Annotated in this window: 9 protein-coding genes; 8 read left to right on the top strand and 1 reads right to left on the bottom strand. The window is 31.4% G+C overall.

All coding sequences use genetic code 11. The features are described 5' to 3' along the window. The first annotated feature begins 92 nt into the window (after positions 1-92). The 6 genes from ABNT22_RS09160 to ABNT22_RS09135 all read left to right on the top strand — a co-directional run bounded on the left by ABNT22_RS09160 (position 93) and on the right by ABNT22_RS09135 (position 8,797). On the top strand, positions 93-1,607 hold the full coding sequence (locus ABNT22_RS09160; RefSeq protein ID WP_348717355.1) for a hypothetical protein: 1,515 nt from the start codon (positions 93-95) through the stop codon (positions 1,605-1,607). Next, positions 1,607-2,632: an HlyD family efflux transporter periplasmic adaptor subunit gene (locus ABNT22_RS09155; protein WP_348717357.1), complete on the top strand. Its 1,026-nt coding sequence runs from the start codon at positions 1,607-1,609 to the stop codon at positions 2,630-2,632. The genes ABNT22_RS09160 and ABNT22_RS09155 overlap by 1 nt, the downstream gene beginning before the upstream one ends. Before the next feature lie 110 nt (positions 2,633-2,742). Next, the gene (locus tag ABNT22_RS09150) at positions 2,743-4,113 is read left to right on the top strand and encodes a nucleotide sugar dehydrogenase (protein ID WP_348717359.1); all 1,371 of its coding nucleotides are present in this window, start codon (positions 2,743-2,745) and stop codon (positions 4,111-4,113) included. A gap of 21 nt (positions 4,114-4,134) precedes the next feature. Further along, positions 4,135-5,511, top strand: a complete 1,377-nt coding sequence (locus tag ABNT22_RS09145) for a hypothetical protein (protein ID WP_348717361.1) — start codon at positions 4,135-4,137, stop codon at positions 5,509-5,511. After that, positions 5,508-6,827 (top strand): glycosyltransferase, encoded by a 1,320-nt coding sequence (locus ABNT22_RS09140; protein ID WP_348721669.1) that lies wholly within the window; start codon positions 5,508-5,510, stop codon positions 6,825-6,827. The genes ABNT22_RS09145 and ABNT22_RS09140 overlap by 4 nt, the downstream gene beginning before the upstream one ends. 23 nt (positions 6,828-6,850) lie before the next feature. After that, positions 6,851-8,797 (top strand): DUF4114 domain-containing protein, encoded by a 1,947-nt coding sequence (locus ABNT22_RS09135; RefSeq protein WP_348717365.1) that lies wholly within the window; start codon positions 6,851-6,853, stop codon positions 8,795-8,797. Positions 8,798-8,898: 101 nt separating this feature from the next. On the opposite strand, the gene ABNT22_RS09130 is transcribed toward ABNT22_RS09135, so the two are convergent. Next, entirely contained in the window at positions 8,899-10,029 is a 1,131-nt protein-coding gene (locus ABNT22_RS09130) for a hypothetical protein (protein ID WP_348717367.1), read from the bottom strand. A gap of 203 nt (positions 10,030-10,232) precedes the next feature. Between ABNT22_RS09130 and ffh the strand changes: the two genes are divergently transcribed. Both ffh and folD read left to right on the top strand, forming a co-directional pair. Continuing rightward, the gene (gene ffh / locus ABNT22_RS09125; protein ID WP_348717369.1) at positions 10,233-11,561 is read left to right on the top strand and encodes a signal recognition particle protein; all 1,329 of its coding nucleotides are present in this window, start codon (positions 10,233-10,235) and stop codon (positions 11,559-11,561) included. A 76-nt stretch (positions 11,562-11,637) separates the two neighbouring features. Further along, entirely contained in the window at positions 11,638-12,513 is an 876-nt protein-coding gene (gene folD, locus ABNT22_RS09120; protein ID WP_348717371.1) for a bifunctional methylenetetrahydrofolate dehydrogenase/methenyltetrahydrofolate cyclohydrolase FolD, read from the top strand. The last annotated feature ends 7 nt before the right edge of the window (positions 12,514-12,520 follow it).

Here is a 12,520-nt window from a genome sequence, read left to right as displayed (position 1 = left end):
ACTGTATAAGCACGCGGTTATGTTAACGTACGTGCCATAAGGTAGCGTACATAAAAAAGAGAATATTGTTAGAAAATCGATTATTAAAATATATGTTTATTCTATTCGTATCCATACCATTTTCTATTCGTTCCCAGTCTTTAGATAATTTAATTCTGAATTCTGAATTAATTTATAAGGAAGCTAAGAGCACGCTCGATTTTTCACAAACGTTGCAAAGTGAAAACTTATTTCAGTTTTCGACGGAGTTAGATGACTCAAGAAATAGCAATAGTATTCTTATCAATTTAAAACAATTAGAAGCTTCACAGTTTTTACAAGATGTTGGGCTTGTATTTAAAGCCAATGCCAACTATAATTTTAGAAACATTTTAGAGTCTGAAACAAACATATTTACTGTTGGACGTGTAAACTTTGAACTTGAATGGAATATTCTTAAAAGCGGATTCGTACATAACAAAACCAAATCTAAACAGCTATGTAATGAAATAGGTATATTAAAATATCAAAACTTAAAAGCACAAAAAGTACTTTGGCGCAGACAGTTTAGAATTGACTACAGTTATATTTATAATAAGGAAGCTTTAAGCTTATTTGAAAAATTTCTAGACTTCGAAAATCAATATTTCGATTTCCTAAACAATGTTTATAGCAAAAAATTAATAAAACGAGAACCTTTAATAAAAGTTGGAAACCAAATTCATATCCTAAAAAAACAGATTGATGTTATTCAAAAAGAAAATAAAATTATAAAAGATAGTGTTTCTATAACCAATAGAAACGTAAACAAGCTTCCTTTGTTTATCTTAAGTATTGACAGTTTGCAGCTTCGAAATATGCGTCTAGATGAAACTCCCTATTTACAAGAAAATGTTGTTTTGAAGCATAGAGCTATTAATAAGTATTCTTTATCTATTTATGCAAGTCAAAACTATCTAATTACCACCTCAACAGATCAATATTATCCAAGTGTTGGTATTCGCTTTAAAGCTCCAATTCGTTTTAACCATAGAAAAAAAATCATCAAGCAAGAGCTAGATTTAGTCGATGCCAGACTTGCAGATAAAGAAGTGGGAAAATTAAATAGAGTAATTACTCAAGTAAATGCCTACAATGAAAAATTAAAAGACTTACAAAATCAATACAAGAACTGGGATGTTACGAATGAACGAATTCGAATATTAAAGGTTATTAAAGAGGAATTCGATAATGAAGAAACCGGATACTTAATTTTAGGATTAATAGAAGAACAATTTAAAATATTACAGAACATAATTCAAGTTAAACGTCAATTATACACGATTTTATCTCATGTATATGAATTACATAATAGTACAAATATTAACAGCTTAGTAACCCCTTATTATTACACTTTTCAAGAAACCAACCCCTCTTTACTAGTGCAATCAAATGAGAATTATTCGCTAAAATTTCAACTGCAAATATTGGAAGCTAAACAACAAAAAATAATTTATGTCCTTCATAATGACTTGAGCGCTAAAAATTATTTGACCAAAAACAATATTCCTTTCAAAACGGTATTTGAAAATGAAAAATTTACAACCGTAGTCCAATACCTTCAAAAAGAACTTAAAAGAATATTCTAATGAAAAAATTTAGTTACAAAAAAGGCAAGGCTATAATTAGAACATTAAAAGAGCCTAAAATAAAGAAGAAGAAACTCAACTTTGACAGAGTTTTATACTTCATTTTGCTGATTCTTTTAATTATTTGGTTAGGAAGTTTCATTTACAAAAAAACAGTTTGGGTTTATGGAAATGGGCAAATGCTTATGGAAAAAGTAGATGTAAACTTTACCAATGACATTCGCGTAAAGGAAATTTTCATTAATGAAGGGGATACTGTTCAACTAAACACGAACCTCTTTAACTATTTCCAAGATGATTTTGACAGTGATGCCTCTATTGTTTTGAAGAACATTGATAAAAAAGAGAAATATTCATCTGACTATGATGACATACTACGCCAAATACGCTTAAAATATGTCAAACTACAACATTTAATAAATCGATTGAAACTTATAGAGGCTCAAGAAAAACAAATCATCAAACTAGTACTGTTAGATGTTTATACTAAAAACAAAGTTGATGAAATCATTAACCAAAAACTAAAATTAAAAGGTGATATCGACCTTTTAAAGAATGAAATATACTTACTGTCACTTTTAAAAAAAGACACTCGTAATAAAGGAAACAACAACAATATAAACTCTGGGGATCAAAACTTTACAAACACCTATAACTCCCCTATTACAGGCATTATAGGACAAATATTAAAGAACAGCGAAGAAGTTTGTTACAAAACAGAAAATGTTATGACCATACATAATGTAGAAAAGGTATTTATCAAAGCCTATTTCAACATTAAGGATATTGCTAGAGTCAAAAAAGGAAGTTTAGTATATGTAGAGTTTCCAGACAAATCTCTTTCAAAAGGTATCATTAACAAATTATATATCTCTACCTACAAAGCACCCACTGAATTTCAAAAAAAATATGAGCCAACTGAACGAAACATTTTGGCCGAAATAATACCTCTAGATAAAGAAGAAATACCTGACTGGGGAAGGTATTACAAACTAAATCTTAAGGTAAAAATCAATAAAATTTAAAACTATACTTATGAAAACAAGATTACCTCCTTGAAAAGGTTTCCTTTTTAGAATAAACCTAGAATAACCTACTAAAAATAAAATAATGGACCTTATTAAAACAACCAATTATGACATCATTACCAAAACTACAAGACTCTCTACAATTATTAGAAAGCAAGTACCCGTTTATCGCATACAAAAAAAGTGAATTTTATCACAAACTAATTAAAAAAGAAGAAACCATTGCTGTGGTCGGTTTAGGCTACGTAGGACTACCTTTAGCTTTGAATATAGCAGCAAAATTTAGAGTAACAGGTTTTGATATTAACTCAAAAAAAATAAATAGCCTGAATAACAAAATTGATCCTTGTAAAGAAATTGACTTTGATGAGTTTGAAAACAAGGATATTCAGTTTACCTCAACTATAAGTGATTTAAAAAACGCTAAAGTTTATATTGTAGCTGTACCAACCCCTATAGATGCTTCAAAAGAGCCAGATTTAAAACCAATAAAAGCAGCTACTGCCACGATTGCACAATTCTTAAAGAAAGGAGACTGTGTCATTTACGAATCAACAGTTTATCCTGGCTGTACAGAGGAAGTTTGTGTGCCTATTTTAGAAAGAATTTCAGATCTTAAATTCAACAGAGAATTTACAGTAGGATATTCACCTGAGAGAATAAACCCTGGAGATACTCAAAGAACTTTTACTAAAATCAAAAAGATTGTCTCTGGAAGTACTCCTGAAACTTTAGAGTTAGTTGCCGATATATATGAAACTGTAGTAACAGCAGGTGTACATAAAGCTCCTAGCATTAAAGTTGCAGAATCAGCCAAAGTTGTTGAAAATGTACAACGTGATGTTAATATTAGTTTAATGAATGAACTGTCTAAAATATTTGCTGTATTAGATATTAATACAAAAGATGTTTTAGAAGCTGCAGGAACCAAATGGAATTTTCATAACTACTTCCCAGGATTGGTTGGTGGTCATTGTATAGGTGTGGATCCATACTATTTGATTAGTAAAGCTCGTAAAAACCATTACACCCCTAGATTACTTCAACAAGCCAGAGAAGTAAACGAAAGTATGGTTCCACACATTGCTAATAGAATTGAATATAGACTTCAAAATAAGAAACATTTGAAAGATGAATTTTCAATATTAGTGAAAGGAATCACTTTTAAAGAAAATGTGAATGACATTAGAAACTCTAAGACTGCTGAACTTTGCTTAGAATTACAAAAAAGAGGGTTCAAAGTTTTAATTCAAGACTATTTAGCAAGCTCTAGTGAAGTTAAAAAGAGATATGGGCTAGAAGTTAACAATAATACAGCTCATAAGTTTGATGTAATTATCCTAGCTGTTGATCATGAAAATTATAAATATTTAGCATACTATGATTATTTAAAAAACGGGACTAAAGACACCTTAATATTTGATATCAAAGGTGATAAAAAAGACAAATTTCCAGAAGAAGTTTATATGTCTCTCTAAAAAGTCATAAAAAACTAAAAAATGATCAACCTACTTAAATATAATAATAACGCTAGGAAAGTAGTGTATAATGGGTATTCGTTGCTCATGGTTTCTCATATTAATGAGTTAAAAAATGAGCAACTAGAATATCTGGATGGGTTTATTATTGACACAGAAGATAAACAACATGCCTTAGATATCTTAAAACAACTGCGTCTTTTAGAAAAAGTTAAAATTGGATTGCTACCTATATTTATAAATAGCATGTATAAACTATCTAAAAGTATTGAAATTCACGCAGACGGTACTGTAGATATTAGCATGTCATCTTCTTATATACAAAGAGTTTTAGTAATTAAAAAACGTATTAATCAACTAGTTGTTCCTGATTTAGATTCACATCAAGAGTTACTTCAGTACAAAATACTTGCTTTTTGTTTTACAAGAAATAAAACCATTAGTCCAATCACCTCTAGAAATAGTTTAATTGGATACGAATTTCCTTATATATCATTATTATTCAAACCCTCCGAAATGATTTCTATGTTAAGCATGCTTAACAAATTATCGGAAGACAAACTACTCACATCAAGTCTTTATGATTATGTTCATCTGTGCAAATCCTGTGCTAGTAGTTATGTTAATTTTAGAGAATGCTGCCCTAAGTGCGATTCAATTGATATTAAGCCTCACGACATGGTTCATCATTTTGTATGTGCTCATGTTGCTCCTGAGAAAGATTTTAAAGTAGATGATGGATTACATTGCCCTAAATGTGATAAACAACTCAGACACATTGGTATAGACTATGATAAACCCTCTACTATTTATTCTTGTAATACCTGTAATCATGAGTTTCAAAATACAAACATGAAAGCTTTATGCATTGATTGTGAAACAGAACATGAACTGGATGAATTACTTGAGAAAGCTATTCAAAGTTACAGTTTAACTCAAAAAGGAGAAAATCAGGTTATTTCCATTGAAAAGTCAGGAAATGATAAACAAGAATATAGTATTGGTAATGTAAGTCTTTCTTTGTTTAGAATATTACTTAAACAAGAAATTCAACGTGTAAAAACTACGAATTGTAGTAGTTATTTTGTTGAAATTTCATTCCAAAACTCTCAATTGCAATTGTTAAATGCTGATGTTAAAAAAGAACTTACAAAGGAAGTGGCAGGTATTATAAAATCATATTTAAAAGAAGCTGATATCTTAAACTCACAAAGTTTTAACTGTTACTATTTATTATTACCAGAAACAAGAGAAGATCAATTAGAAAGGTTAGAAAACATACAATATAATCTGTCTAAACTCTTGAGTGATAATATTGAAAATGTACAACAAAAGATTGAAATTCGATATGATAAAATAACACCAGAAAAGCAAGTACATAATTTCTTTACTCAATGATACTAAGTATTCATAATCTTTTGCCAGAATACGTTCACTACTGGTTTGTAGTAGGACTAGGTAAATTTATTCGAGTGTTCTGGTATTTTGTATTATTTGAATTCACTAGGTATATCATTGTTGATTACATTATTGCTTTTATTTATTGGTTACAACAAAAAAGTAGAAAAGAAAAATTTGAAGAAGCTAGACGACAGTTATTTACTGAAAACCCTTTTGTTTCTGTAATTATTCCAGGTAAAAACGAAGGTAGTCATCTTTATAAATTAACCAAATCTTTAGCGGAACAAACCTTTAAAAACTTTGAGTTAATTATTGTTGATGATGGCTCAGATGACGATACACCTATAATTGGTAAGAACCTCGAAAAACTAGGACTCATAGATATGTTTCTTAGAAATGAAATGAGAGGTGGTAAAGCGTCTGCTGCAAATTTAGCCCTACGCTATAGTAAAGGAAAGTACATTGTACATTTAGATGCTGACTGTTCATTCGATTGTGATGCTATAGAACAGGTACTCATCCCTTTTTATTTAGATAAGAGGATTGGTGCTGTCGGTGGTAATGTGAAGGTTAGAAACTATAGAGACAGTTTATGTGCTAAGCTACAGGCTATAGAATATCTAAAAACAGTTTCTGTAGGAAGAATAGTAACTTCTTATCTGGGAATTTATAAAATCATCTCTGGAGCTTTTGGAGCATTTCGAAAAGATGTTACCGACAGCATTGGTGGTTGGGACATTGGTCCAGGACTAGATGGAGATATTACTGTAAAAATTAGAAAATCTGGGTACCGCATTTACTTTCAACCTAAAGCTATTTGTTTAACCAATGCTCCTTCTAAGTTTAAGGTATTAACCAAACAAAGGTTACGGTGGGACAAATCTATTATTCGTTTTAGAGTAAGAAAACACAAAGATGTTTACTTCCCTAACTCAAATTTTAACTGGTCAAATTTCTTTTCATTAGCTGAAAATGTCTTTTACAACGTAATATTAGATATTCTTTGGTGGATATATATTATAGATATAATTGTCAATTACACAAGTCAATTAAAGTTTGTTATTCCCATGAATTTCACTTTATACTTTGTAATGTCTTATGTACAAATGTTTAGTATTTACCTCTATTCTGAACGTAGAAAAGAAGAGTTATACTTATGGCCATATGTTTCATTAATGTCTATATACACCGGTACGTATTTAAGAATTGTTCGCACCATTGCATATTATAAAGAATTCTTTTTCAAACGATCTTTTGAAGATCCTTGGAACCCCTACAAATCCTCTATCCAAGCTAAAAGAGCTGGGTTTTAACTAAAACTTAAAAAATATTATTTATGAACACAAAACTAGCCCCCCTACTCGCTTTAACAATTTTGTTAAGTTTATCTAACTGTAGCTCACCTTCCATAGAAAACAATGAGCCCAATCTTACTGAAAAACCTTTTATTATTAACAACAATAGTTCAGAACTTTCAAAAAGAATCACTTTTATTAATAGAACAGCAACTATCACTCCACTCGTAACGGGAGTGAATGCAAAAGGCAACTCTGGAGTAAACGGTACTCAAGAACTTTATTATTGGGAACATGTTGCTGAAGTTGCTCCTCTGGTAGTGAGTGGAGAAACATTAAGCGCAACTCATATAACGCTTGATAATAATAAGGCTTATGTAAGCTACCATAAACAAGGAGATACCCATATCGGTGCGGTAGAAGTAATTGATTTGACAAATGCTAATTTTCCACAAATCATCACACAAGCTAACTTTTTAAATTCAGATATCAATGCTGTTACTTCTGGAACTATAAGTGGCTCTTCAGCACTCAAAGTATGGTTAGCAATGTCTGATTCTAAACTTGGTGCACAACTTTATGAACTGGAAACTACCAATGGTATTTTCTCTGAAACTTTCCGAAGAAAAAACTTATCCAATGTTCTAAATGGAGCTGGCGTATCTGCTTCTGCAAATGGTATTGCAGTAACCAATGATTATCTTTATATAACTTCTGGAAAAACTCATGGTGGAACTGTTCAGCTTAACAAAAACACTTTAGAAGCTATTGATTCAGAAAGCTATAGTGATGCAAAATATATTGCTGTAAATGGTACCAATACCGGATCTAAAGTAGTTAGCTTAGTTACTGGTGATAATGCTAGTATTAAAGTAACCGATGTAGGCAACAGTTTAGAAACTACAAGTTTTGATATTGGATCTATTAAACATCAGAACGTTGTTGAAACTTACCGAGGAAAATCTACAATGGAATTCTCTCCTTTAGATCCCAACAAAATTTATATCGCCAAAGGTGAAGACGGTTTAGCTTTAGTAGATGTTACTAATGGAAACATTACTAACCAATCTAAAGGTAATATGGTTGTCGTTGGTAATACTAATGGTGTTACTACAGATAACGATTATGTATATACAGCCAACGGATCTGATGGTATTTCTATTTCTCCGCACCCTTCAACAAACAATGAAGATATTGAACCTATATTTTATTGGGACATGGCCGAAGAGGGAGCTTCTGCTAATTATATAATTGCTGATGGAGAGTGGGTTTTTGTGGCAAAAGGAGGTGGTGGATTTAAAATTTTAAGAAAACGCACTAAAGATGAATATAAAACTATTACCACTTATGGTAGTAGAGGAAAACCTGACGGACTAGAACCAGATAAAGTAGTATGTAGTACTTTACTTACGAATATTTATGCAAACGTTTTACCTGAAAGACAAAATGCAATGACAGCACATCCCGAATATTTTACCAACCCCGTGAAGAATTTGGTCATAAAGGAATCTACAGAATTAAGATTAACCTTTATTGATGAAGGTGCTGGATACAAAAATGTGCTAGGATATTATACCTATCAAGAAGGTAACAAACCATCTAGTCCAGATCAAGTAGACAAAATTGTTATTTTCCCCAATGCTTCTGCCGAAAGATCAGGTGGAGATTTAATTAGAGGAAATACCATGCGCCTATTAGGAACTTTCGAACCTGGAACTGTAGTTAGCTTCTTTTTAATTGCAAATGGTTGGAGAAATGGGAAAATTACAGATGGGTACTACTCACAACATACTGATATAGATTATAACTTAAGCGGAAGACAACAGAGTATAATATTTCATGATACAACTTGTAACTCGGTGGTTATTGCCTTTGAAGATATCTCTGTTCCAAATGGAGATAATGATTTTAATGATGCTATTTTTGAAATTACAGCCTCAAATCCAGCAGCATTAGAAGTAAATACTTTCAATCAAATAGGTAATTAATCATAAATTTAATCGGTTGTTTATATAAAGAAACTGCCTTACAATTAAGAAATTAATTAGTAAGGCAGTTTTGCTATATCATTGTATAAACTACTTGGTGTTTATTCATCGTCGTCATCGTCATCATCATCGTCATCGTCATCATCATCATCGTCATCGTCATCGTCATCGTCATCGTCATTATCCGAAATATCAAAATCAACTCCATTGCCTAAAGGTTTCGCTAGCTTTGCATCCGAATATCTATAAATCTGATAACCTTGAAGCTTTAAAAATTTCTTATTATTAATATTTGAATTTTTATAACCTTGTCTAAAAGACACAAAAGCATCTTCAAAATTATTACCTAATCCAGTATCTGCAAAATAATTATATAATGAAGGTACCACATCATTACGACTCATATATAAAACAATTACCTTAATTTTCACATTCTTTGCAGCCGCTATATTGGCTAAATCCTGAATTCTCTTATAATAATTAGAGTTTTCGTCAGTAGGAAAATTTTGGGCATTAGCTCTATAATTTACTAATACCAAACGATGTTTATTTCTTCTACGCTTTAAAAAATCAACAACATTCTCTAAAACTTCATCATTGCTATAATGTCCTGTAGCGTCATTAAAGTCAGAAATATATAAGTTACTTTTAAAGTTTTTAGAAATTGATGGACCAATGTTATTTAAAACATCTAGCATATCATTTTTGTAATAATCATAACTAACTCCATTAGCGTTATTATTCCAAAATTCATATTCTGTAAAAATACCATCACATCTAGAATACGGAAAATCAAGCTCCATTTGGTAGTTTTTAATTTTTACAATCGCTTCTTTACTAGCTGCAGTGAAAGAAACTTTTATATTGTAAAATAAGTGGGCTTGAGAGACAAACTGATTGAGTTTTTCCGTTTTAACTGAATTGTTTAAGATAGAGCTAACAGTGTAGAGCGTAATTTCTTTAAATTGATGTTTTTTACACCAGAGTAGCAATTTTGTTTCTTCTGTAAAATTACCAAGAATATCGTTCTCAAAATTGTTAATGTAAATACCTCTATAGTTAATAGGTTTGGTATTGTAACTATTTTTTTCTTCAAACTTACCTGCTAATAAACTTTTCTCATCTACTTGATTAGTAGTAACTTCGTCTAATAATTCGATATCTTCATTTGCATTGCAAGACACCAATAATAGGGCTAATAAAAGCCCTTTGAAAAAATTGAATAAATTCATGATTCCGGGGGGATGTTTAATTGTTAGTAAAAAATTTTGAACCTAACGGGAAAACATATGTAATTTACGAAAAATCAACCACTTACAAACATAAAGATTGATGTTTTTTTAAATATTTTTATCCTTAACAAATCAACCTTAATTAAAACCAGAAAACTACTACAAAATTGCTATATTTGTGCCTCTTAAAATGAAGCTGATACATGTTTAATAATTTAAGCGAAAAATTAGATAAGGCGTTACATACGCTAAAAGGACACGGAAAAATTACCGAGGTTAATGTGGCTGAAACATTAAAAGAAGTTCGTAGAGCTTTATTAGATGCCGATGTTAACTTTAAAATTGCTAAAGATTTTACCAAACGAGTAAAAGAAAAGGCCATAGGACAAGATGTATTAACTACATTAAATCCAGGACAATTAATGGTTAAATTGGTTAAAGATGAATTAACCGAATTAATGGGAGGGGATACTGTAGGTATTAACTTAGGTGGTTCTTTTACCGTTATATTAATGTCTGGTTTACAAGGGTCTGGTAAAACTACTTTTTCTGGTAAATTAGCTAACTTCTTAAAAACTAAAAAAACAAAACAAGTTTTATTAGTTGGATGTGACGTTTATCGTCCAGCAGCAATTAATCAGTTACGTGTAGTTGGTGAACAAATTGGTGTTGAGGTATATGCCGAAGAAGGAAACCAAAATCCTGTTGAAATTTCTCAAAACGCTATTAAGCATGCGAAAGCAAATGGTAAAAATGTTGTAATCATTGATACCGCGGGTCGTTTAGCCGTTGATGAGGAAATGATGAATGAAATTTCTAACATTCATAAAGCGGTAAATCCACAAGAAACATTATTTGTGGTTGACTCAATGACTGGTCAGGATGCTGTTAACACAGCCAAAGCCTTTAATGATGTGCTTAACTTCGATGGGGTTGTTTTAACAAAACTTGATGGTGATACTCGTGGTGGAGCTGCACTCTCTATTAAATCTGTTGTAAACAAACCAATTAAGTTCATCGGTACAGGAGAAAAAATGGATGCCATTGATGTATTCCACCCTGATCGTATGGCTGATCGTATTTTAGGGATGGGAGACGTTATATCTTTAGTAGAACGTGCTCAAGAGCAATACGATGAACAAGAGGCCAGAAAATTACAAAAGAAGATTGCGAAGAATCAATTTGGTTTTGATGATTTCTTAAATCAGATTCAACAAATCAAAAAGATGGGTAGCATGAAAGATTTAGTAGGAATGATTCCTGGTGCTGGTAAAGCTTTAAAAGATGTAGATATTGATGATGATGCATTTAAAGGAATTGAAGCTATTATCCACTCCATGACTCCTGGAGAAAGAAGCAAACCTTCAATTATAAATTCAAGTCGTAAAAAGAGAATTGCTAAAGGATCAGGTACCTCTATTCAAGAAGTAAACCAATTAATGAAGCAGTTCGATCAAATGAGCAAAATGATGAAGATGATGCAAGGCGGAGGCGGAAGAAAAATGATGCAAATGATGCGCGGAATGAAATAAAAAATTAAAAAAGAGAAGCTACGGCTTCTCTTTTGCTTTATACACAACAACAACTTAACAACACAACACACTAAAAATGATTTTACTAGACGGTAAAAAGACTTCAGCTGACATTAAAGAAGAAATTGCTCTAGAAGTAATAGAATTAAAAAACCAAGAAAAAAAAGTACCACATTTAGCTGCTATCATTGTGGGAAATGATGGAGCTAGTTTAACTTATGTAAATGCAAAAGTAAAAGCTTGCGAACGTGTTGGTTTTGAATCTACTTTGATTCGTTTACCTGAAGAAACTAGTGAAGAAGAACTTTTAAATGAAATTAATATCTTAAACGTAGACAAGGATATTGATGGATTTATTGTCCAACTTCCACTACCCGACCATATCGATGAGCAAAAAGTTTTAATGGCAGTTGATCCTGATAAAGATGTAGATGGATTTCATCCTATGAATGTTGGTAAACTAGCCTTAAATCTGCCTACATTTATTTCAGCAACACCTTTCGGTATCTTAGAACTATTGGAGCGATATAATATTGAAACATCTGGAAAAAACGTAGTTGTTATTGGTCGTAGTCATATTGTAGGAAGTCCTATGAGTATTTTACTTTCCCAAAAAAGAAACGTAGGAAACGCAACCGTTACTTTAACCCATAGTAGAACTAAAGATTTAGCAAAAATTACAAAAGAAGCAGACATCATCGTTGCCGCTTTAGGTATCCCTGAATTTTTAAAAGGAGATATGGTAAAAGACGGTGTTGTAATAATTGATGTTGGTATTACCCGTGTTGCTGATGCTTCAAAGAAAAATGGATTTCGTTTGGTAGGAGATGTTGCTTTTAATGAAGTATCTGAAAAAGCTTCGCATATAACACCAGTTCCTGGAGGAGTTGGTCCAATGACCATTGCCATGCTATTAAAAAATACTCTTTTAGCTTGCGAGAGAAATAGATAGTAATATT

The sequence above is a fragment of the Tenacibaculum sp. 190130A14a genome (assembly GCF_964048965.1).
GTDB lineage: Bacteria > Bacteroidota > Bacteroidia > Flavobacteriales > Flavobacteriaceae > Polaribacter > Polaribacter polynesiense.
Note: the sequence above shows the minus strand (reverse complement) of the source record. Positions and strands in the feature narration are given on the sequence as shown.

Bases quoted from the DNA above. Each gene is read 5' to 3' on its own strand.
- ABNT22_RS09145 (WP_348717361.1), top strand. From the start codon at position 4,135: ATGATCAACCTACTTAAATATAATAATAACGCTAGGAAAGTAGTGTAT.
- ABNT22_RS09140 (WP_348721669.1), top strand. From the start codon at position 5,508: ATGATACTAAGTATTCATAATCTTTTGCCAGAATACGTTCACTACTGG.
- ABNT22_RS09160 (WP_348717355.1), top strand. From the start codon at position 93: ATGTTTATTCTATTCGTATCCATACCATTTTCTATTCGTTCCCAGTCT.
- ABNT22_RS09130 (WP_348717367.1), bottom strand. From the start codon at position 10,029: ATGAATTTATTCAATTTTTTCAAAGGGCTTTTATTAGCCCTATTATTG.
- ABNT22_RS09155 (WP_348717357.1), top strand. From the start codon at position 1,607: ATGAAAAAATTTAGTTACAAAAAAGGCAAGGCTATAATTAGAACATTA.
- folD (WP_348717371.1), top strand. From the start codon at position 11,638: ATGATTTTACTAGACGGTAAAAAGACTTCAGCTGACATTAAAGAAGAA.
- ABNT22_RS09150 (WP_348717359.1), top strand. From the start codon at position 2,743: ATGACATCATTACCAAAACTACAAGACTCTCTACAATTATTAGAAAGC.
- ABNT22_RS09135 (WP_348717365.1), top strand. From the start codon at position 6,851: ATGAACACAAAACTAGCCCCCCTACTCGCTTTAACAATTTTGTTAAGT.
- ffh (WP_348717369.1), top strand. From the start codon at position 10,233: ATGTTTAATAATTTAAGCGAAAAATTAGATAAGGCGTTACATACGCTA.